This window comes from Alteromonas sp. DY56-G5 (assembly GCF_041414725.1).
Lineage (GTDB): Bacteria > Pseudomonadota > Gammaproteobacteria > Enterobacterales > Alteromonadaceae > Alteromonas > Alteromonas macleodii.
Genome location: NZ_JANHZQ010000006.1, coordinates 92,179 through 115,137, shown reverse-complemented (window position 1 = coordinate 115,137; position 22,959 = coordinate 92,179). Strand labels below are relative to the sequence as shown.

The window sequence follows — 22,959 nt, the reverse complement described above, 5'->3', positions numbered from 1 at the left end:
TTGATTAATAAGCGTAATTAAGCGCTACATAATTCTGTCATCAAGTGGTACACTCGAAGCACGATTATGACCCACATAATAATAACAGTGCGCTCCCACGCCTTGTTTTCACAATGATGTGAAGCGAAGTGCTGGATAACGCAGAACAAACCAAGATAAAGGGATTAAGCAGTTTATGTCTGATAACGCTAAAGAAATCCTCCCCGTTAATATTGAGGAAGAGTTGAAGAACTCTTACCTTGATTACGCGATGAGCGTTATTGTCGGGCGAGCCTTGCCTGACGTAAGAGATGGCTTGAAGCCAGTGCACCGTCGTGTGTTGTTCGCAATGAACGAACTGAAAAACGACTTTAACAAGCCATACAAAAAATCTGCCCGTGTGGTAGGTGACGTAATTGGTAAATATCACCCTCACGGTGACTCTGCAGTTTACGACACTATTGTTCGTATGGCCCAACCGTTCTCACTTCGCTATATGCTAGTAGACGGTCAAGGTAACTTCGGATCGGTAGACGGCGACTCTGCTGCTGCGATGCGTTATACCGAAGTTCGCATGGCTAAAATTGCGCACGAGTTACTTGCCGATTTAGATAAAGAGACCGTAGATTTCGTACCTAACTACGATGGTACAGAGCATATTCCTGAAGTATTACCAACGAAGGTGCCTAACCTTCTTGTTAACGGCTCATCGGGTATTGCGGTTGGTATGGCGACGAATATTCCGCCACATAACCTCACCGAAGTGATCAACGGCTGCGTAGCGTTAATTCAAGATCCGTCTATTACCATCGACGACTTGATGACACACATCCCAGGTCCAGATTTCCCAACGGCAGCTATGATCAGTGGGCGCAAGGGAATTGAAGATGCGTATCGCACAGGTCGCGGTAAAATTTATCTTCGTGCTAAGGCGGAAATTGAAACTGACAGCAACGGTAAAGAAACCATTGTTGTTAACGAGATCCCGTACCAGGTTAACAAAGCGCGTCTTATTGAGAAGATTGCTGAACTGGTAAAAGAAAAGCGCATCGAAGGCGTTTCTGCACTGCGAGACGAGTCTGATAAAGACGGTATGCGCATTGTTATCGAAGTTAAACGCAACGAATCTGCCGAAGTCTTACTTAATCATTTATATGCGAATACCCAGCTTCAAACGGTATTCGGTATTAACATGGTTGCGCTTGATAACGGTCAGCCTAAGGTATTCAACCTCAAAGAAACGCTAGAATGCTTTATTCTTCACCGCCGTGAAGTAGTAACACGTCGTACTGTTTTTGAATTACGTAAAGCCCGTGACCGCGCTCACATTCTTGAAGGTTTGGCGATAGCGCTTGCGAACATCGACCCAATTATCGAGTTGATTAAAGCGTCACAAAGCCCAGCAGACGCCAAGAAATCGCTTGTAGCACAAGGTTGGGACTTAGGTGATGTAGCGCAAATGCTTGAGCGCGCAGGCGATGACGCTGCACGCCCTGACTGGTTAATGCCAGAATTTGGTATTCGCGACGGCAAGTACTACCTTACTGAGCAGCAAGCGCAAGCTATTCTTGACCTTCGCTTACATAAGCTAACAGGTCTTGAGCACGAGAAAATTCTAGAAGAGTATAAGCAACTTCTAGAGATCATCGCAGAACTTCTTCACATCCTAAACAGCCCAGAGCGTTTGATGGAAGTGATTCAAGAAGAACTTGAAAAAGTACGTGATGAATTTGGTGATGAGCGTCGTACTGAAATTACGGCAGCAAGTCACGATATTGATATTGAAGATCTTATAGAGCAAGAAGATGTTGTAGTAACGCTTTCTCGCGAAGGTTATGTGAAATATCAAAAACTTACAGACTACGAAGCACAGCGTCGTGGTGGCCGTGGTAAATCAGCAACCAAGATGAAAGATGAAGATTTCATCGAAAGATTATTGGTAGCTAATACCCACGATCACATACTTTGCTTCTCAACCCGTGGTCGCTTGTACTGGTTGAAAGTATATCAGTTGCCGTTTGCTAGCCGTAACGCGCGCGGACGCCCAATTGTTAACATCCTACCGCTTGAAGAAAACGAACGTATTACTGCTATTCTTCCTATTAAAGAGTTTGAAGAAGGCAAGTTTGTACTTATGGCGACGGCAAACGGTACGGTTAAAAAGACTGACCTGAGCCTATATTCTCGCCCACGTTCAAGCGGTATTATCGCCGTTAACCTGAACGAAGGGGATGAGCTGATTGGTGTTGATATCACTCACGGTGATGACGACATAATGTTGTTCTCTGATGCAGGTAAAGTGGTTCGCTTCAACGAGAAGCTTCGCGACAGCGAAACCGGTGAAGTTAAGCGCGACCCAGAAACAGGTGAAGAGCTTCTGGCACTTCGTCCTATGGGAAGAACAGCCACAGGTGTTCGCGGTATACGTCTGCAAGATGGTCAAAAAGTGGTATCACTTATTGTTCCTAAAGGCGACGGCCCAATCCTGACAGCGACAGAGAATGGTTTCGGTAAGCGTACTCCGCTTGAAGATTACCCTGCTAAGAGCCGTGCGACACAAGGTGTTGTATCAATTAAAGTGTCTGAGCGTAATGGTAAAGTGGTTGGCGCGGTTCAAGTAGACGAAACCAATGAAATTATGCTTATTAGTGACCAAGGCACACTGGTTCGTACCCGTGTAGGTGAAGTGTCAGTAGTAGGCCGTAACACACAAGGCGTTCGCTTAATACGTACAGTAGAAGGTGAGCACGTTGTAGGGTTACAACGCATTGAAGAAGTGGAAGAGTTACAAGAATTCGATGAAGACGGTAACCTAATCATTTCAGACGATGCGCCAGAACAAGCAGAAACTGCTGTTCAAGAGCAAGAGAACACCGCAGAAGACGGTGACGGCTCAACGACAGAAGAGTAGGGATAGGGCGCAGGTATTCATACTTGCGCATTATCAGTGTTCTTTCAAACAAGCGGCTTAAGCCGCTTGTTTACCTAATAGACCCGCAAAACATTCAAAACAAAGCGAGTTAAACGGTAATTATCTACAGGTGTTGAAAAACGCGATGAAAGAGGTTTTTAATTTTAGTGCTGGCCCGGCTATGCTTCCAAAAGAAGTCATGGAAAAAGCACAATCAGAATTTACAAATTGGCGCGATCTAGGCTGCTCTGTAATGGAAGTAAGCCATCGTGGTAAAGACTTCATTGAAATAGCGGCAAAAGCTGAGCAAGATTTGCGAGATTTATTGTCCATTCCTTCCAACTACCATGTGCTGTTCACGCACGGTGGTGGGCGTGGGCAATTTGCCGCTGTACCACTCAACTTATCCAACGCTAACGATACCAGTCTTCACCTAGTCAGCGGTTCTTGGTCTAAAGGTGCCGTTGACGAAGCAAACAAATACAACCACGCCAAAGTGGTGGGTGAAGTGTCTGAAAAAGACGGCTGTCACTACGTTGCGCAGCCTCAGCTGAGCGAGATTGATCAATCTGCCGCGTATTACCATTTCTGTCCAAATGAAACCGTTGATGGAATCGCTTTTGATTGGCTACCAGAGTCGGGCAAGGTTCCGCTGGTTTCTGATATGTCTTCGACTATATTGTCACAGCCGTTAGATGTAGCAAAGCATGGCGTTATATACGCTGGGGCACAAAAGAATATCGGCCCAAGCGGCTTATCAGTTGTTATTGTTCGCGAAGACCTGGTTGGCAAAGCACGTAAAGAAACGCCCTCTATCTTCGATTATGCACTAGCGGCAAAGTCTGACTCTATGTACAACACACCACCAACGTTCTCATGGTACTTAGCGGGGCTTGTATTTGAATGGCTTAAAGATATGGGCGGCGTCGACGCTATGGCTAAACGCAATGCTGAAAAGGCGGCGTTATTGTATTCAGCTATCGATAGCTCTGACTTCTATTCAAGTAAAGTTCACCCTGACAACCGTTCAAAAATGAACGTGCCGTTTCATTTAGCCAATGCTGAACTCGACGGGTTGTTCCTTAGACAGTCACAAGAAGCAGGGTTACTTGCTCTTAAAGGGCATCGTTCAGTAGGGGGCATGCGTGCCAGTATTTATAATGCAATGCCAGTAGAGGGCATTGTTGCGCTAGTTGAATTTATGCGCGAATTTGAAAGAGTGAATGGATAAAATGGAGCAGTTAACATTAGACCCGATTGCAAAAGTATCGGGAGAGGTCAATGTACCTGGCTCAAAAAGTCTATCTAACCGCGCACTACTGCTTGCCGCGTTAGCTGAAGGTGAAACTGAATTAACCAACTTGCTAGATAGCGAAGATATTGAGCATATGCTCAATGCACTCACCAAATTAGGCATTAACTATCGCTTGAGCGAAGATAAAACGCAATGTGTTGTACAAGGTAACGGTGGGGCGTTCAACGTAGCTGAGCCCTTAGAGCTTTTCTTAGGTAATGCCGGTACCGCAATGCGACCTTTGTGCGCAGCACTTGCTGCAAGTAATGTCGACACAGTACTTACTGGTGAACCACGCATGGAAGAGCGTCCAATTGGTGATTTAGTGGATGCGCTGCGCGAAGCTGATGCTGACGTCACCTACCTTAAAAACGAAGGCTACCCGCCGCTTCAAATTAAAGGTAAAACTTTAAACGGTGGCGAAATGTCGGTGGACGGCAGTGTATCTAGCCAGTTTTTAACAGCCCTTTTGATGGCTGCGCCGTTATTTTCTGGTGATGTGACTATTCGCATAAAAGGTGAGTTGGTTTCTAAGCCTTATATCGATATCACGTTAGATACCATGGCGAAGTTTGGCGTTACTGTTGAAAATGATAACTACCAAACGTTCACGGTTTCTGGTGACGCTAAGTATATTGCGCCGGGTAAATTTATGGTTGAAGGCGATGCATCGTCAGCATCTTACTTCCTTGCAGCCGGTGCCATTAAAGGTGGAACGGTACGCGTAACCGGAATTGGCCAGAACAGCATTCAAGGTGACATTCGTTTTGCTGATGTACTTGAGGCCATGGGTGCAACGGTGGTTTGGAACGATGAGTATGTTGAAATAACGGGTGCGCCGCTTAAAGGCGTGAACATGGATATGAACCATATTCCAGATGCGGCCATGACCATCGCGACTACGGCATTGTTTGCTGAAGGTCCAACGACCATGACCAATATTTATAACTGGCGTGTTAAGGAAACAGATCGTCTTGCGGCTATGGCCACCGAGCTTCAAAAGTTGGGTGCGAAAGTGGAAGAAGGGCATGACTATATTAAAGTGTGGCCGACTGACTCGCTAAAACATGCTGAGATAGACACGTATAACGACCATCGCATTGCCATGTGCTTCTCGCTTGTTGCGTTAAGCGATACTCCGGTAACAATAAACGATCCGGGTTGTACACGTAAAACCTTCCCCGACTATTTTACCCGCTTTAAAACTTTATATAGCGCGTAAAAGCCTTGTATAAATAAGTCACAGGTTAATGAAGGGCTACGTAGGTTAACTCTTTAGTTGCTTCGTTGATCTGAATCAGATTTATCCTAATGTACAATGCCGTCACTAAGAGGCGGCATTGCTTATCTCTCACTAAAGCGTATAATTGCGCTCGATTTTTAGTAATTTAAACGATGGAGCAGGTATGCATTCCACACCCGTAGTCACGGTTGACGGTCCTAGTGGTGCAGGCAAAGGTACATTAAGTAGCTTGCTGGCAAAAAAATTAGGGTGGCACTTTCTAGATAGCGGTGCAATTTACCGCGTATTAGCAGTTGCTGCACTTCACCACGACCTTCCGTGTGATGATGAAGAATGTGTTGTTCCTCTAGCAACCGGTCTTGATGTTAGTTTCGAGACGAATGGCGATACCACTCGCATTATCTTAGAAGGCGAAGACGTTACTGACGATATTCGCACTGAAGAAGTTGGCGCTGTGGCATCAAAAGTTGCAGCATTACCCCGGGTTCGCGAAGCACTACTTCGCAGACAGCGTGCTTTCCAACAAGATCCTGGTCTTGTTGCCGACGGTCGCGACATGGGTACAGTGGTATTTCCCGAAGCGCCTGTAAAGATTTTCCTTACAGCAAGCGCAGAAGCCCGTGCAGAACGCCGCTATAGCCAGTTGAAAGCAAAGGGCATGGATGTTAATATTGCGCGCCTTTTAACCGATATCAAGGCAAGAGACGAGCGCGATACACAGCGTGCAGTGGCTCCTTTGGTACCGGCACAAGATGCAGTAATTATAGATTCAACGGACTTGGATATTGACCAAGTCTTTGAAAAAGCGATGGATATTATTTCCTCACGCCTTTAATGACGAGAGCTGATCGCATCCAAAGCAGTGTTGCTACAGGAAGTGGCGACTAATTTTAATAACCCCGCGTTATCCGGATAAGAAGCGTGGATATCAACTTAAAAGTTATTTGAGACTTATGACTGAAAATTTTGCACAACTTTTTGAAGAAAGCTTACAAGAACTAGAAACACGTCCTGGTTCAATTGTAAAAGGTACTGTTGTTTCTATCGACAAAGACATCGTTCTTGTTGATGCAGGCTTGAAATCAGAAAGTGCTATCCCAGCTGACCAATTCAAAAACGCTGAAGGCGAACTAGAAATCGCTATCGGTGACCAAGTAGACGTAGCACTAGATGCAGTTGAAGATGGTTTCGGTGAAACTATCCTTTCTCGCGAAAAAGCGAAGCGTCACGAAGCGTGGGTTGAGCTGGAAAAAGCTTACGAAGATAAAGCTACTATCAAAGGCGTTATCAACGGTAAAGTTAAAGGCGGTTTCACTGTTGAAGTTAACAGTGTACGCGCGTTCCTTCCTGGTTCTCTTGTTGACGTACGTCCAGTACGTGACACTACGCACCTTGAAGGCAAAGAGCTTGAATTTAAAGTTATCAAGCTTGACGCTAAGCGTAACAACGTTGTTGTTTCTCGTCGTGCAGTTATCGAAGCAGAAAGCAGCGCAGAGCGCGAAACGCTTCTTGCTAACCTTGAAGAAGGTCATGAAATCAAGGGTATCGTTAAGAACCTTACCGATTACGGTGCGTTCGTTGACCTTGGTGGCGTAGACGGTCTTCTACACATCACTGATATGGCTTGGAAGCGCGTTAAGCACCCAAGTGAAATCGTGAATGTTGGTGACGAAATCAACGTTAAAGTACTTAAGTTCGACAAAGAGAAGCAGCGTGTTTCTCTTGGTATGAAGCAAATGGGCAACGATCCATGGCAAGAAATTGCTTCTCGTTACCCAGAAGGTACTAAGATCAACGGTCAGGTTACTAACCTTACTGACTACGGCTGCTTCGTTGAAATTGAAGACGGCGTTGAAGGTCTTGTACACGTTTCTGAAATGGATTGGACTAACAAGAACATCCACCCATCTAAAGTTGTTAACCTAGGTGACACTGTAGATGTAATGGTTCTTGAAATTGACGAAGAGCGTCGTCGTATTTCTCTAGGTCTTAAGCAGTGCATTGCTAACCCTTGGGAAACATTTGCTGAGTCACATGAAAAAGGTGACAAAGTGTCTGGTAAGATCAAGTCAATCACTGACTTCGGTATCTTCATCGGTCTTGACGGCGGCATCGACGGTCTAGTTCACCTTTCTGACATCAGCTGGAACAAGTCTGGTGAAGACGCGGTTCGCGACTATAAGAAAGGCGACGAAATCTCTGCAGTTGTACTACAGGTCGACCCAGAGCGTGAGCGTATCTCTCTTGGCGTTAAGCAAATCGAAGAAGATCCTTTCAACAAGTATCTGACAGATAACAAGAAAGGTGCTATCGTTACTGGTACAGTAACAGCAGTTGATGCGAAAGGCGTTACTGTAAACCTAGCTGAAGAAGTTGACGGCTACATCCGCGTTGCAGATCTTGCTGTAGAGCGTGTTGAAGACGCAACAGAAGTAGCAAGCGTTGGTGATAGCATCGAAGCGAAGTTCATGGGCGTTGACCGTAAGAACCGCACTGTTAACCTATCTGTTAAAGCGAAAGATCAGGCTGACGAAAAAGAAGCTATCGATAAAGTTAACCAGCAAGAAGATGTTGGTTTCGCTAACGCGATGGCAGAAGCATTTAAAGCTGCTAAAGGCGAATAATGCTTTTGTGGGTGTGCAGATGCACACCCAATTCGCGATAGCTGTTTAAACAATAATATTGACAATGAGGTTAAGCATGACCAAGTCTGAATTAATTGAACGGCTCGCGGATCAAGCGCGTCATATTCCGGCGAAAGAACTCGAACTGGCGATAAAAGAACTTCTAGAGCAAATGGCGCAAACTCTTCAAAAGGGTGAGCGTATTGAAATTAGAGGTTTTGGCAGTTTCTCTCTTCACTACCGCGCTCCACGCGTAGGTAGAAACCCAAAAACGGGTGAGACAGTGAAACTTGACGGTAAATATGTACCGCACTTTAAGCCTGGTAAAGAGCTTCGCGAAAGGGTAGACGCCTCAATCGCATAATGCATTTTAAAAGCCGCTGATAAGCGGCTTTTTTGTGTCCGCTGCCTTATTGCTATTTAGCAAAATTCAATAATCTATTTGCCTTAGCTAGAATAAGGTGTTCGTTATTGCTGATATACTTTCGTTTAATTTTTGGTACCTATTGACCCCAACTCGAATAGGGTTATATGTTGTTCAAATAATAATAAACGGTATTCATAGAAGTAATGTCAGCCGGCGACGAACAAGCAATAATTAAACAATACCAGCCGCTCATTCGCGCGTTAATTCCTTATGAACAACAAAACAAGCTGTTAGAAGGAATTAACAAGTTTTCGAAGCGTCTACCTAGTAGTGTTCGAAAAGTAGTAAAAGAGGAGGTTGTTCGATTAACGTCGTTAACCGACGCACCTGCTGATAACTCTGCCTTCGCTCAATTCCCCGTCATGAAATTCAAGCACTTCGGGGTTCAAATGCGCCTTGATAAAGTCGGCGCGCAGATACTCAAAAACGAAACATCGCTTTATCAAGACAGATATACGGTAGGCGTGTTTGAGTCAGTAATGAACTCAGACTTCTACCAAAACCAAATAAAAAAAGAACAGTTCAAAAAAATTGTCGATGCTTTTAATGTTGAAAGCCAATCGTTTACTGATATAGATTTCGGCGATGACATCGCAATTCGTCCAAACTTTACTATTTCTTCCCCCGATTTTGAGAAAGGCCGTCATTGTTCGATCAGTTCGATGTCACACAAAGGCATTGCTCTTGAAACGAAAAGGCCACCGAACGCTTCTACTGGTGACATTATTACGTTCACTATTCCTGAAGTTAAAGGACTTACTAAAGAACCGACTGAAATAACGCTTGAACTAGAGTCGGTAAAATACAACAAGCACTTAGGGAAGTATGAGACATCGTTTGTTTTTCAAGACGACGTGGATAAAGGCTTTCTTGCAACCCTTAAACGATATGTAGCGATTACCGCGTATAAACAGCCTTTGCAGCGTGATTTAGAAATAGAACGCGCCATGCAAGAACTAGAACGCGACCGAATACTTGAAAATAGCCCGTGGTTGCCGGTGTTTCTCGCGCCAGAGAAGAAGTCGCTTAAGCCCATTATTGCCCTGTTTACCAAAGCCAATGTCGAGCATAACGACGCCGAAAAACTATTGGCTAGCCTACAAGATAAGCCTATCTTCGCGACGTTAGTTGACGAGCTGCGCAAGTATAATGAAGCGTATGTCTTTCATGGCAACATCAAAACCAAAAATGGTAACGTTCAAATAACAGCGACGCATAGACAACTGCTGGCATTAAAACAGCTTAACGCGTTGGTTTATCTTCTTGCCAAAAGTGGCGACTTCATCTGTACCCATTGTCGACTTGATAGCGTGACGCGAGAAGATAAACAAAAAGCGTTTGCTATTCACGATATTGCCAGTAAAGAATTTGAGCAACTGGCGCAGATCTCCCATGTTCTTTACTGTAAAGACGTGTCTGCTTATCTTACTAATCTGACCCTTTCAGCAAAATGCGATTTCAAACCCTTGTCAAAAACCTTGAGGGCTAGCGGCAATAACTGGCGAATTGATTATGTTATGGAAGAGGATTTAGATAGACGCAGTGAGACACGTTACGTTATTGATAAACCTGCCTCTATTAAAGTTGGACTGCTGACATCGATTGATGCGCGGGTTGCTGATCTGAGTGCAAGCGGGATGAAGTTAATTGTTGCACCGAAAAGTGAGCTACAAAAGGAAATTCGTGTTTCAGTACCGGAACTGAAAATTAAAGGTGAAAAATATAAGGTTGTGCACTACCAAGCGGAAACGGGCGTGGTGAGGTTGTGTCTTGTTGAAGATACACGTAAGGCTAAAGTGAGCTCGAGCGTCGATCATATGGTTGAAGAAAATACCGCGTATTTCAAAGTGAGAGATATTGCGCGAATTCAACGCTCAACTCACCGTTATATCTGGGAATTGGCGGTTAGGCATATGCCTTCTTTATCGGTACTATGTGTGATGAACCGCTTTACGTTAGACAGGCTCAAAACGGTGTATCAAAGTGACGCGTCTGACGACCTTTATCCTTTTTCGCGCACTCAAAATATTATCCCACTGCACGGCTTTTTTGCAGACAAAGGGCAGGCTAAGCCCAAGTCACAAATTCTAGAGGCGATGTTCAAAGAAACATCTGAACAAGCGTTAGTGGTTCATTGTGTTAGAAAGAGCGACAGCCGCTTAGTGTATATAAAAGAGCGCGACTTCCTTTTTTCTAAGTTGCGAACACAGATAAAAACTCAGTTAGATGAAGAAAAAATACATCTCAGCGCCACAGATGTCACTGCTATTCGATGTCACGGTGCGATAACGCCGTTAACTAAGAAGCGTCTTGCCCAGCTATCAAAGCTAGACAAAGCCATGTATGACAAGCTCGAAACGATGCAGGCGGGTTATACACACTGTATTTTTATTACTAATATGTCAGCCCTTCACCACGATTTGGTGGTAGACAATCTTATTGCCAAACCCCAACGCCAGGATCTAGAAAGCGAAGGCGCGGCTTAATGCCAGAGCCTTCTGAGTGGGCAATTATCGATGCGGATTGGTATAACATCATTTCACTTACGCTTTTAGTGTTATCTCTTTTCGCATTTTGCTATTCTTGTAAATAAATCAACAAAAAAGGGTTGAGTGTTGAAAGGGATCCTAACGTTTCTTATCATTTTGGTTCTGCTCGCGATCGCGTTTGTCATTGGCTCTCAAAATGAAGCACAAGTAACAGTTAAGTATTTAATTGCTCAGGCGAATCTTCGCTTATCAACGTTAATAGCGATAACACTTTCAATTGGCGTTGGTATCGGAATTTTGGTAATGCTAATGAGCTGGCTAAAATTACGTGTTCAGCTGATGTCTGCGCAGTCTAAAATACAGAGTCTGGAACAAGAACACTAATGCTCGAACTGCTGTTTCTCCTTTTGCCTGTTGCGGCAGGTTACGGCTGGATAATGGGCCGAAATAGTGTCCGTCAAGCGCAGCGAAAGCAGTCTAGCATTCTATCTAAGCATTATTACAAGGGGCTAAACTTCCTTCTCTCAGACCAACCTGATAAAGCAGTCGATACGCTAATCAAAATGATTAACGTGAATAGCGATACAGTAGAGACGCATATCGCGATGGGGAGTTTTTTCCGTCACCGAGGTGAAATAGACCGCGCAATTAAAGTCCACCAGAATTTAGTTAGCCGCGATGAGCTTCAGCCTGCCCAACGAGAAAATGCACTGAGGGAGCTTGGTCACGACTACACACAAGCAGGCTTTCTAGAGCGTGCTGAAAATGCTTTTCTTCAACTGCTTAACAGCGATAAACACTACCTTGTAGCTCAACAGCAACTTTTCAGTATCTACCAGACCACGAAAGAGTGGGAAAGAGCCATAGAATTAGCCGAACGTATGGTGCAGTGTCATGGTGACAATGATGATTTGTGCGAACGCCTTGCACACTTTTATTGTGAACAAGCATCGGTTGAGTTGAAGAACGATAGCCAAGGTGCGGCATTGACCTTATTACAAAAAGCGGTAAACGCCGACGAACATGCGGTTAGGCCGTGGCTTATGTTAGGTGATATAGCGCTTGATCAAAAACGCTTTACTGATGCCAACGCGTACTTTACGCAAGTGGCCGAACGCGATATCAACTGGTTTAGCGAAGCCGTACCTAGTTTGGAAAAAATTGCTGAAGAAACTGACGACTGGGAAAGTTTTCAGAAGAACTTAGAAGCACACTGGCAAGAGTGTGCTACGTCCTATTTAGCCATGGTTGATGTGCTTATGAAGCGCGGTGAAACGGCACAGGCGGCTGAGTACTTACTTGAGCAACTTCGCAAACGCCCGACTATGCGCGGCTTTAAAACCCTTATGGGGCTTTACATTGACCAGCTTTCAGATAAAACCACGGCTGATAGCTTACGCTTACTTAAAGAATTGGTGGAAAAGCAAATGTTGCAGCGCCCTAAATACCGCTGTGGCAGCTGTGGCTTTTCCGGTCGAAAATTATATTGGTTATGTCCTAGCTGTAAAAAGTGGGGCGTAGTAAAACCTATCAAAGGGCTAGACGGAGAATAAAAGAACATGCATGACCCACGCGTTATTGTTGCATTAGACTATGACAATAAAGACACTGCATTGGCGTTTGTTGATAAATTAGATTCAAGCTTGTGCAAGCTAAAAGTGGGCAAGGAGATGTTCACCTTATTTGGACCAGAATTCGTAAAAGCGTTAATCGCTAAAGGCTTTGACGTTTTCTTGGATCTTAAATTCCATGACATTCCAAATACTGTAGCGAAAGCGTGTAAAGCAGCGGCGGAGCTGGGTGTATGGATGGTAAACGTACATGCATCGGGCGGCCTACCTATGATGCAAGCAGCTAAAGAGGCGATTGCAACAAGCCGCAACCCTCAAACTAAACTTATTGCGGTTACCGTTCTTACCAGCATGGATGAAGCGCAGTTAGCGGATGTAGTAAGCGGTGTGACACCAGAGCAACAAGTGCTGCGTCTGGCGGCACTAACAGAAAAAGCAGGATTAGACGGCATTGTCTGCTCAGCGCAGGAAGCTAGCGCATTACGCGAAAAACACAGCGACGATTTTCTGCTAGTTACACCAGGTATTCGCCCAGTAGGCGCAGATGCTGGTGATCAAAAGCGCGTCATGACGCCTCCCGATGCTATGAAAGCTGGCGTGAGCTATTTAGTTATGGGAAGACCTATCACTAAAGCGGAAGATCCTATTGCCGTACTGAAAGCAGTAAACGCATCAATAAACGGTTAGACTTATTTCGAATACAAAAAAGCTCGGATGTGATGTTCACATACCGAGCTTTTTTATTCCGATTTTCTTATTCAAGAGCATGGCTAGAGGCCCACCCGAGACTAATCTTTAGAAGTTATTCGCCTCTAAGCGCTACTTCAGCTGGTGTATAGGTTAGACCTAGTTCTTCACCTAGCGCGTCAACTACAGCTTTGTACGTTACCTTACCTTCGTGCACGTTTAGGCCGTTAAGCAAATGCTTGTCTTCTAGCATTGCTTTCGCTGGGCCTTTGTTAGCTAGGGCTAGACCAAATGGCAATGTGGCATTGTTAAGTGCCATCGTAGAAGTACGCGCAACGCCACCAGGCATGTTTGCAACACAGTAGTGAACTACATCGTCAACAACATAAACAGGGTCTTGGTGTGTGGTCGCTTTAGAGGTTTCAAAGCATCCGCCTTGGTCGATAGCAACATCAACAAGCACTGAACCAGGCTTCATGGCTTTAATTTGTTCGCGAGTAAGAAGCTTCGGAGCTGCTGCACCAGGAATTAGTACCGCACCAACAACAAGGTCAGCTTTTGAAGAGTAGTGCTCGATAGCGTCAACGGTTGAGTAAACCGTTTTTACTTGTCCGTTAAAGATATCGTCGAGCTGGCGAAGACGAGGAAGCGAGCGGTCGAGAATAGTAACATCAGCACCAAGGCCTAGTGCCATTTTCGCAGCGTTAGTGCCTACAACACCACCACCAATAACTAATACCTTGCCTGGCGCTACGCCTGGGACGCCGCCAAGTAGTGTACCGCTGCCACCGTGCGCTTTTTCAAGGTAATGCGCACCTGCTTGAACAGACATACGGCCTGCTACTTCACTCATTGGCGCAAGTAGTGGAAGGCCACCACGGTCATCGGTTACTGTTTCATAAGCAATACACGTAGCACCCGACTCAACAAGTAGCTTAGTTTGTGTAGGATCAGGCGCTAGGTGTAGGTAAGTGTAAAGGGTCTGACCTTTACGAAGCATTTTACATTCGTTAGGCTGAGGCTCTTTTACTTTTACAATCATTTCCGCTTCAGCAAACACTTGCTCCGCCGTTGATGCAATGGCTGCGCCTGCTTCGACATACATTTCGTTAGTGAAACCTATTGCGTCACCTGCGTTAGTTTCTACTAAAACGCTATGACCGTGGCTAACAAACTCTTTTACAGCCGCTGGCGTCAAGCCAACACGGTATTCGTGGTTCTTAATTTCTTTTGGTACACCAACTAACATGTATAGTCCTCAATCTTATAGTGAGCTTCTAAGCGGCTCTGGTTGAACTTTTGATAAATAGTGTTCGGCTTTGAAGCATGTGAACATATTTGCGGAGTATACGTGATAAAAAAAAGAACTATCTGCTGAAGAATGGGTGTTTGTAGCATATAATTCTCCTAAAAGATGCTTTTAAGATATTTTATATGCTGGTAAAGACACCAAAACACCTAGACCGAATAGACAGGAATATCCTGGTACAGTTACAGAAAAACGGGCGTATATCAAACGTCGAACTTGCTAAAGAAGTGGGATTAAGCCCCAGCCCTTGTCTCGAGAGAGTTAAGAGGCTGGAGGCTCAGGGCTATATAAAAGGATATCATGCTGTCGTTGACCCAGAAAAGCTCGGCGCAGCCATGCTTGTCTTCGTAGAGATTACGTTAACGAAAACATCGGTAGATATCTTTGCAGAATTTTCTGCTGCGGTAAAATTGCATGACGATATACAAGAGTGTCACTTAGTGTCTGGAGATTTCGACTTTTTATTAAAAGCGCGTGTTGCCGATATGAGCAGTTACCGAAAATTGCTTGGTGATACCTTATTACGTTTGCCGGGCGTAAGCGAGTCGCGGACATACGTTGTAATGGAAGAAGTAAAAAGCACATCGTCGCTGCGCATTAATTTGAAGTAATGAAAGCGTGGCTCAAAAGCGTATTTTTGTGGTAGGCTGTGCAAAAATACAGTATTTGTGCGCAGCGAAGGAATTGTTGTGTTTCACAAATGTGGGGTAGGGGAGTAATTCATATTTTCATTATTATGTTCAGCTGCTTACCGAAAATTAAATAATTAATAATTATGTAGGGATTGCAAAGAGTTCGCTAAGCTCTTTGCTGCGTTTAGCGCAAAAGTGGTGCGTATAGGCTAATACCGATTGTCTATATGACTTCATGCGATAGAATTTTAAGGTTTTTTAGGGTTATGGCGCGATTAACAGGGGTTCAGCGAGTGTGGGAAGCAGGCATGATTATCGCCTGTGTTTTCGCCTTCTTCTTATTGCTGGCACTAGTATCTTTTCATCCAGGCGACCCAGGCTGGAGTCAGGCTGGTTTACAATTAGACATACACAATTGGGTAGGGGCAACAGGTGCGTGGGTGGCAGATCTGCTGTTGTTTTCATTTGGCTTTCTCGCCTATCTACTTCCGTTCGGTTCCGCCTTCTTAGGTTGGTTCTTATTTCAACACATCAAAGAACTTGATGAGTTCGATTACCTCACTATTGGATTAAGAATTATCGGTGGGCTGTTAATGGCTCTTGGTGCAACGGGCATCGCCAGTATAAATTTTGACGACATTTACAACTTTTCAGCGGGCGGTTTTGTTGGTGACGTCATTAGTTCGGCACTTATACCTTATTTTAATACCGCTGGAACGATCCTATTGTTGCTTTGCTTTTTCTGTACCGGTTTTACTCTATTAACAGGTATCAGTTGGCTTACCATTATCGATAGATTAGGGGAAGGGACACTATGGTTGGGTCGCAAGGGCCTGTCAGCACCTCAAAGTTTGTTAGCACTTGAAATGCCGCGTTTGGCGTTAGCCAATAAGTCTTCCAGCCGAGAAAGTTCTGACGGCGCGGAGTTGGATATTACCAGTATGCGGGCAGAGCCCTTGGCGTCTTCTCCACAGGTTGAGCCACAGCAAACGCATAAGGCTACTCCGACTCGCAGTGAACCTAACTTCGGTATCGACGAAGTCGAAGATGAACCGCCATTTTATACCTATAACAGAGACGAATCTGTTCAGAATACGTCGAATCATGAAACTGATGAAGAGGAAAATGATACCGCATCAGTTGACAGTAATAGTGAAACCAAGAAATCGGCTTTTTCTCTATCGGGCATGCGCGAAGTGGTTACGGGTGGTTTTAAAGATAAAGTAGGTTTGGGCAAATCCGGTCAAGAGGAGCCAACACATTCTTCCAGTGAAAGCGCCCAATATGAACATAATCAGCAGCATCAACAAAGCCCGCATATCAATTTTGACGATTTAGAGGAGTTTGATGAAGACCTGCCTTACGAAACAGGAAGTAAGCCAGTAGCGTCGACAAATAACACGGCTTTCTCAGCGGACGATAGCCAGCCTTCAGCGTCTGCTGCTGATACGCAACCAACGCACACGCAAGGTGAAGTTCAAGGCGCAACTCAGGCATTTACCCCCGCAGCACTTGGTGCTAAGCCATTAAAAGCAAGAGCAGGGCAAATTGACCCTGACTTGCCTCCTATGCCGTCGTTTGATTTGCTTGAACGCGCCGACAAACATGAAAACCCGCTTACGCCGGAAGAGATTGAAGGTATTTCTCGCCTTGTCGAAGAAAAGCTCGCTGATTTCAATATTGAAGCCACTGTAGTAGGTGTGTACCCAGGACCAGTAATTACGCGTTTTGAACTAGACCTAGCGCCTGGCGTTAAAGTGAGCAAAATTACAGGGTTATCAAAAGACTTAGCACGTGCAATGTCAGCTATTTCAGTTCGTGTAGTTGAGGTTATTCCGGGTAAGTCAGTAATTGGTTTAGAACTGCCAAATAAAAAACGTGAAATGGTGCGTTTGAGTGAAGTAATTAGCTGCGATACGTTCCAATCAAACAAGTCGCCATTAACCATGGTGTTGGGTGCAGACATATCAGGTCAGCCAGTCGTGGTCGATTTAGCCAAGATGCCGCACCTTTTGGTAGCGGGTACTACAGGGTCAGGTAAATCTGTGGGTGTGAATGTGATGATCTTGAGTTTGCTCTATAAGAGCACGCCTGAAGACGTTCGCATGATCATGATTGACCCCAAAATGCTTGAACTTTCGGTTTATGAGGGCATACCTCATTTACTTGCTGAAGTAGTTACTGACATGAAAGAAGCGGCCAATGCGCTTCGTTGGTGCGTAGGAGAAATGGAGCGTCGTTATCGTCTAATGAGCGCCCTTGGTGTGCGTAACCTCAAAGGTTACAACGCGAAAGTGGAAGAAGCCATTGCTAACGGCACACCAATAAAAGATCCCCTTTGGAAGAACGAAGAAAGTATGGATGCTGAGGCACCAGACTTAGCCAAACTTCCTGCTATCGTGGTAGTAGTCGATGAATTCGCCGACATGATGATGATTGTGGGCAAAAAAGTAGAAGAGCTTATTGCACGTATCGCACAGAAAGCCCGTGCGGCAGGAATCCACCTTATTCTTGCTACCCAGCGCCCTTCTGTCGATGTAATTACAGGTTTGATTAAAGCGAATATTCCAACCCGCTGTGCATTCCAGGTTTCCAGTAAAATAGACTCAAGGACCATTCTTGACCAACAGGGTGCAGAAACCTTGTTAGGTATGGGGGACATGCTTTACCTACCACCTGGAAGCCCAGTACCTACTCGTGTTCACGGTGCGTTTGTAGACGATCACGAAGTGCATGCGGTAGTGGCAGATTGGCAGAAGCGTGGTGAGCCAGAGTACATAGATGAGATCCTGAATGGCGAGGCAACGGCAGAAGTCTTACTGCCAGGTGAGCAGCCTGAGGGTGAAGACCAAGAATTCGACGCATTCTACGACGAGGCTGTCGCGTTCGTTACCGAAACCCGTCGCGCGAGTGTCTCGAGTGTACAGCGTAAATTTAGAATTGGTTACAACCGTGCAGCACGCTTAGTTGAACAAATGGAAATGAGCGGTGTCGTAAGTGCACAGGGGCATAACGGAAACCGTGAGGTGCTTGCACCGCCGCCCCACAAAGATTAACGAATGGATTGAATAAATGAATAAAGCAGTTTCGGTTTATTTTGTGAGTGCATTGGTAACGGCAGGTACGGCAATGAATGCTGCTAATGCTGCGGTAGAATTAGGTAGTACAGGTTCAAATATAGGCAAGAACAATGCTCACGAGGTTGTCAGTGCTCATGACGCTATTCAGGCTAATGCCACAGTAAACACTAGTCAGCCTAAAACTTCATCGCTTATCAATGATTCTGCGAGTACGTCACTGCAGGCTTTGTTAAGCAATATGAAGCAGTTTCGCGCAAGTTTTGCGCAAACAGTAGTCGATGCACAGCAAAATGTCGTTCACGAAGCACAAGGCACGCTGACCATGACCCGCCCCAATAAGCTTCGCTGGGAAACTACATTTCCTGATGAAACTTTGTTGGTTGCCGATGGCGAAGCGGTTTGGAATGTGGATACCTTTGTAGAGCAGGTGACGGTGCTTTCTCAAGATAATGCGATTAAGGATAACCCTATCGTTTTGCTTACATCGACAGATGAAGCAATCTGGTCGAAGTTTTCTATCAGTCAAGTGAACAGTGGTGTATCTACCAACAATTTGGCAAGTGGCATCAATAACGATAATGCCTTGCAAAGTTATCAAATCACACCAAAAGAAGAAGGCGGTCAAATTCTCACGCTTACTTTAACCTTCAATCAAGACAACGAGCTCGCTTCGCTTAATATGCTCGATGCACAACAGCAAATCAGCACGTTAGTGTTCAATAATATTGAGACTCGCTTTCCTGTGCCGGCCGACACCTTCTCGGTTGATATTCCAGATAGCTTCATAGTTGATGACCAGCGTTAATCAAGAGTTCGCGCCGCTGGCGGCGCGAATGCGCCCGGTTACCATAGAGCAGTACAGCGGTCAAGACCATTTACTTGGCGAAGGTAAGCCTCTTCGTAAAATGTTAGAGGCAGGGCACTGTCATTCTATGATTTTGTGGGGGCCGCCGGGTACCGGAAAAACTACTCTTGCGGAGCTTATCGCTCAGTATACTAATGCATCTGTTTTGCGTATTTCGGCCGTAACATCTGGGGTGAAAGACATCAGGGCCGCTATGGACGCGGCAGAAGAAAACGCCCGCTACAATCAGCGAACACTGCTTTTTGTAGATGAAGTTCACAGGTTCAATAAGAGCCAGCAAGATGCGTTTTTGCCATTTGTTGAATCAGGTGTGGTTACCTTTATTGGTGCAACGACAGAAAACCCCTCATTTGAATTAAATAAAGCGCTTTTATCTCGAGTCCGTGTTTACGTGCTAAAAACACTTGAACAACATGCGTTATCTGAATTAGTCGATAGAGCGCTGAGCGATAGCGAAAAAGGCCTTGGCGACAGAGCTCTTGGCATTGATGAAATAGCAAGAAACGCCCTTATAGATTTGAGCGGTGGCGATGCCCGCCGTCTTCTTACGTATTTGGAACTAGCTGCGGACTTCACCGGAGAAAACGAAATAACCGTCAGCGATATTGAACATGCGGTAGGCGAGAAAGTAGCTAGTTATGATAATAAAGGCGATACCTTCTACGACCTCATTTCAGCGTTTCATAAATCCGTAAGAGGCTCAGATCCAGATGCAGCTCTTTACTGGTATGCAAGAATTCTCGATGGCGGTGGTGACGCGCTATATGTGGGAAGACGTCTTCTAGCTATCGCGTCGGAAGATATTGGCAACGCCGACCCAAGGGCTATGCAGCTATGTATCAATGCCTGGGACACCTTTCACCGTGTAGGGCCCGCAGAGGGTGAACGCGCTATTGCGCAAGCTGCGGTATATTGCGCGTTAGCTGCAAAAAGTAACGCCGTTTATATGGCATTTAACGAAGCTAAAGCACTGGCGCGCAAGACCTCAGATGCGCCGGTACCCATGCATTTGCGTAATGCGCCTACCTCGCTGATGAAAGAGCTAGGCCACGGCGATGGTTATCGCTATGCCCACAACGAGCCGAATGCTTTCGCAGCGGGTGAATCTTACTTTCCTGAGAACCTTACTGGTACTCGCCTATACAGGCCCAATGAGCGTGGTTTAGAAAAATCCTTAAAAGCAAAACGTGAATTTCTCGATTCACTTAATGCGAGAAGTAACAATAAAAGGTAAAGTTGCACAGATACACCTCTACTAATTCAAAGACCATGGATTAGTTACTAAAAAGAACGCGCTAGGGAGTTTTTCGTGCCTCAAGGGTTAGCTTTGTATTGTTTTATTGCCGCTGGCGGGGCAACTGGTGCCTGTTTACGTTATTTTGTTACTACAAGTGTAGATTCCTTATTTGGAAAACACATGCCGTTTGGTACACTAACGGTGAATGTGGTTGGGTCGTTCGCACTCGCGTTACTGTACGGTATTATTGAACGTCACGAGTTAAGCGACTCGCCTTACCGTGCGCTCATTGGTGTAGGCCTATTAGGTGCCTTTACCACATTCTCAACATTTTCCGTTGAAACCTTAACTTTATTAGAAAACGGGTTGTGGTTTAAAGCCGCAGCAAATGTATTTCTTAACGTTGGCGCTTGCCTAATAGCAGGTTGGCTAGCCATTCAATTGATGAAAGGATAATTAGAAACACATGTTAGATCCAAAGTGTTTGCGAAGCGATATAGAACAAACAGCTAAGCGATTAGCTGCCCGTGGTTTTAACCTCGATGTAGCAGCTTTCAGTTCGCTTGAAGAAAAAAGAAAAACACTTCAGTCCAGAACACAGGATCTGCAAAACGAGCGTAACGTACGAAGTAAATCTATTGGTAAAGCAAAAGCGCAGGGCGAAGATATTGCACCGCTATTGGCTGAAGTGGGTAAGCTTGGTGACGAGCTTGACGCCGCTAAAGCGGAACTTAGCGAACTGTTGGAAGAAATTAACACCCTTACGCAAGGCATTCCTAATTTGCCACACGAGTCTGTACCAGCGGGTAAAGACGAAGATGACAATGTTGAGATTTCTCGATGGGGCGAACCACGCACGTTTGATTTTGAAGTTAAAGATCATGTTGATGTGGCTGAAGGCTTAAACAATGGCCTTGATTTCGCAACGGCAAGTAAGCTTACTGGAAGCCGTTTCGTAGTGATGCGCGGCGATATTGCTCGCCTAAACCGTGCCTTAGCTCAGTTCATGCTTGATACCCATACACAAGAGCATGGCTACCAAGAGATGTATGTGCCTTACTTGGTTAACGCTGACAGCCTTTATGGCACAGGCCAGCTGCCTAAGTTTGGTGAAGACCTATTTCACACCAAGCCAGCAACCGAAGAAGGACAGGGGCTTAGCCTAATTCCAACGGCGGAAGTTCCGCTAACTAATATTGCACGCGATGAAATATTAGATGCGAAATCACTGCCTGTGAAAATGACTGCGCACACGCCTTGCTTCCGCTCAGAAGCTGGTTCGTACGGTCGTGATACCCGTGGCCTTATTCGTCAGCATCAGTTCGATAAAGTCGAGCTTGTACAACTGGTTAAGCCAGAAGAGAGCTTTGACGCGCTAGAAGCACTTACAGGCCATGCTGAAGTTATTCTTCAAAAGCTAGAATTGCCTTACCGTAAAGTGCTGTTATGTACCGGTGACATGGGCTTTGGTGCATGTAAAACCTACGATCTTGAAGTATGGCTACCTGCACAGAATACTTACCGTGAAATTTCTTCATGTTCAAACATGTTGGACTTCCAAGCACGACGCATGCAGGCTAGATTCCGTAACCCAGAGACGAATAAAACTGAACTGCTTCACACATTGAACGGTTCTGGCTTAGCGGTAGGGCGCACGCTTGTAGCGATTTTAGAGAATAATCAGCAAGCAGACGGTAGCGTTACCATTCCTAAGGCGCTTGTGCCTTATATGGCTGGACAGGAAGTTATTAAAGCAAGCAATTAACCCACTTTGAAGTGGCGAATCATTTTCGCCAGTAATAATATGAAATCCGATATGAGTATTCGTATCGGATTTTTTGTATATTACTGATGGATATTGTTTATGTGCGGATTTATACAGCGTATTACTGACTCACCAGACGTTATCGCGCTACTTGAAGAAGTGGGTCTCACACAAACGATACCGCTTTTTGTCAACGAATCTTCCACAAGCAATGTCATTAACTTTTATCCCGCATTTGGAAAAGCAGCTGAACGGCAAATAACCAATATAATCGTATCTAGTGATAGCACAATAGATGCGACATGGTGGTTTGATGCTAAGCCTGTTGGCAACACGCTAGAGGTTGGGAACAGAACAACATTTAACGCCCGAAACTTAGATAGCCCTTATTGGGGAAAGTTTATTCGTGAACGGCGGGCTATAGTTGTAGCAACGGCAGTAGGCGAGTCAAACCCACTTGGAAAAGGAAAATCACATTATTTAATGAAGCCCCAAAGCGGCGCCTTACTTATTGGCGCGGTATACCGGCGGTTTAGTAATGGGTTGTTTTCCTGTGCGGTGGTGACACGTCCGCCCATAGATGGCTTTTGCCAGTATCATGAAAAATCTATTCCATGCTTTCTTCCTCACGATAGTCACGCTATTAATGCATGGTTAACCACTGACAAACATGGCTCGTTGAATAATGAGGTAGAGTATATTTTGAATAACCCTCGCATTTATACCGACCTTGAAGTAACGCGAGTAAAAACGTTTAAAAGCGCTCAAGCAATGGGGGAAGTCAATATATTAAAGGCTGACGAAAACGATTAATTTAAACTAGCAAGAGAGCAAAATAAAGGCGGC

Annotated in this window: 18 protein-coding genes; 17 read left to right on the top strand and 1 reads right to left on the bottom strand. The window is 45.1% G+C overall.

Going from position 1 to position 22,959, the window contains the following annotated elements:
- Nucleotides 1-175 precede the first annotated feature (175 nt).
- The 10 genes from gyrA (at nt 176) to pyrF (ending at nt 13,225) form a co-directional block, all read left to right on the top strand.
- Nucleotides 176-2,890: a DNA topoisomerase (ATP-hydrolyzing) subunit A gene (gene gyrA / locus NO989_RS04800; protein WP_014949646.1), complete on the top strand. Its 2,715-nt coding sequence runs from the start codon at nt 176-178 to the stop codon at nt 2,888-2,890.
- 145 nt (nt 2,891-3,035) lie between these two features.
- Nucleotides 3,036-4,121 (top strand): 3-phosphoserine/phosphohydroxythreonine transaminase, encoded by a 1,086-nt coding sequence (gene serC, locus NO989_RS04795; RefSeq protein ID WP_371342153.1) that lies wholly within the window; start codon nt 3,036-3,038, stop codon nt 4,119-4,121.
- A gap of 1 nt (nt 4,122) precedes the next feature.
- Entirely contained in the window at nt 4,123-5,406 is a 1,284-nt protein-coding gene (gene aroA / locus NO989_RS04790) for a 3-phosphoshikimate 1-carboxyvinyltransferase (RefSeq protein ID WP_283626975.1), read from the top strand.
- Between the two features lie 184 nt (nt 5,407-5,590).
- Nucleotides 5,591-6,262: a (d)CMP kinase gene (cmk, locus tag NO989_RS04785; RefSeq protein ID WP_014949643.1), complete on the top strand. Its 672-nt coding sequence runs from the start codon at nt 5,591-5,593 to the stop codon at nt 6,260-6,262.
- Between the two features lie 118 nt (nt 6,263-6,380).
- On the top strand, nt 6,381-8,051 hold the full coding sequence (gene rpsA / locus NO989_RS04780) for a 30S ribosomal protein S1 (protein ID WP_014949642.1): 1,671 nt from the start codon (nt 6,381-6,383) through the stop codon (nt 8,049-8,051).
- 76 nt (nt 8,052-8,127) lie between these two features.
- A complete protein-coding gene (gene ihfB / locus NO989_RS04775; protein WP_014949641.1) occupies nt 8,128-8,415 on the top strand; it encodes an integration host factor subunit beta in 288 nt (95 codons plus the stop codon).
- Nucleotides 8,416-8,621: 206 nt separating this feature from the next.
- Nucleotides 8,622-10,964, top strand: a complete 2,343-nt coding sequence (locus NO989_RS04770) for a PilZ domain-containing protein (protein WP_014949640.1) — start codon at nt 8,622-8,624, stop codon at nt 10,962-10,964.
- 126 nt (nt 10,965-11,090) lie between these two features.
- Entirely contained in the window at nt 11,091-11,351 is a 261-nt protein-coding gene (locus NO989_RS04765) for a LapA family protein (protein ID WP_371342152.1), read from the top strand.
- Entirely contained in the window at nt 11,351-12,520 is a 1,170-nt protein-coding gene (gene lapB, locus NO989_RS04760; protein WP_014949638.1) for a lipopolysaccharide assembly protein LapB, read from the top strand. The genes NO989_RS04765 and lapB overlap by 1 nt, the downstream gene beginning before the upstream one ends.
- A 6-nt stretch (nt 12,521-12,526) precedes the next feature.
- A complete protein-coding gene (pyrF, locus tag NO989_RS04755; RefSeq protein WP_371342151.1) occupies nt 12,527-13,225 on the top strand; it encodes an orotidine-5'-phosphate decarboxylase in 699 nt (232 codons plus the stop codon).
- 115 nt (nt 13,226-13,340) lie between these two features.
- Here the strand turns inward: pyrF and ald are convergent, their stop codons facing one another.
- Complete coding sequence (gene ald, locus NO989_RS04750) at nt 13,341-14,474, bottom strand: alanine dehydrogenase (protein ID WP_371342150.1); 1,134 nt, start codon at nt 14,472-14,474, stop codon at nt 13,341-13,343.
- A 185-nt stretch (nt 14,475-14,659) separates the two neighbouring features.
- Between ald and lrp the strand changes: the two genes are divergently transcribed.
- From lrp to NO989_RS04715, 7 genes are all read left to right on the top strand, one after another.
- Complete coding sequence (gene lrp / locus NO989_RS04745) at nt 14,660-15,145, top strand: leucine-responsive transcriptional regulator Lrp (RefSeq protein ID WP_039220858.1); 486 nt, start codon at nt 14,660-14,662, stop codon at nt 15,143-15,145.
- 287 nt (nt 15,146-15,432) lie between these two features.
- Nucleotides 15,433-18,222 (top strand): DNA translocase FtsK, encoded by a 2,790-nt coding sequence (locus NO989_RS04740; RefSeq protein WP_371342149.1) that lies wholly within the window; start codon nt 15,433-15,435, stop codon nt 18,220-18,222.
- A gap of 16 nt (nt 18,223-18,238) precedes the next feature.
- Nucleotides 18,239-19,051, top strand: a complete 813-nt coding sequence (gene lolA, locus NO989_RS04735) for an outer membrane lipoprotein chaperone LolA (protein ID WP_039220863.1) — start codon at nt 18,239-18,241, stop codon at nt 19,049-19,051.
- On the top strand, nt 19,038-20,345 hold the full coding sequence (locus NO989_RS04730) for a replication-associated recombination protein A (RefSeq protein WP_039220865.1): 1,308 nt from the start codon (nt 19,038-19,040) through the stop codon (nt 20,343-20,345). Before lolA ends, NO989_RS04730 begins: the two co-directional genes overlap by 14 nt.
- A gap of 75 nt (nt 20,346-20,420) precedes the next feature.
- Nucleotides 20,421-20,804 carry a fluoride efflux transporter CrcB gene (gene crcB / locus NO989_RS04725; RefSeq protein WP_371342148.1) on the top strand — a complete coding sequence of 128 codons (384 nt, stop codon included), beginning with the start codon at nt 20,421-20,423 and terminating at the stop codon, nt 20,802-20,804.
- A gap of 10 nt (nt 20,805-20,814) precedes the next feature.
- A complete protein-coding gene (serS, locus tag NO989_RS04720) occupies nt 20,815-22,113 on the top strand; it encodes a serine--tRNA ligase (RefSeq protein ID WP_371342147.1) in 1,299 nt (432 codons plus the stop codon).
- A 99-nt stretch (nt 22,114-22,212) separates the two neighbouring features.
- The gene (locus tag NO989_RS04715) at nt 22,213-22,926 is read left to right on the top strand and encodes an SOS response-associated peptidase family protein (RefSeq protein ID WP_039220873.1); all 714 of its coding nucleotides are present in this window, start codon (nt 22,213-22,215) and stop codon (nt 22,924-22,926) included.
- The last annotated feature ends 33 nt before the right edge of the window (nt 22,927-22,959 follow it).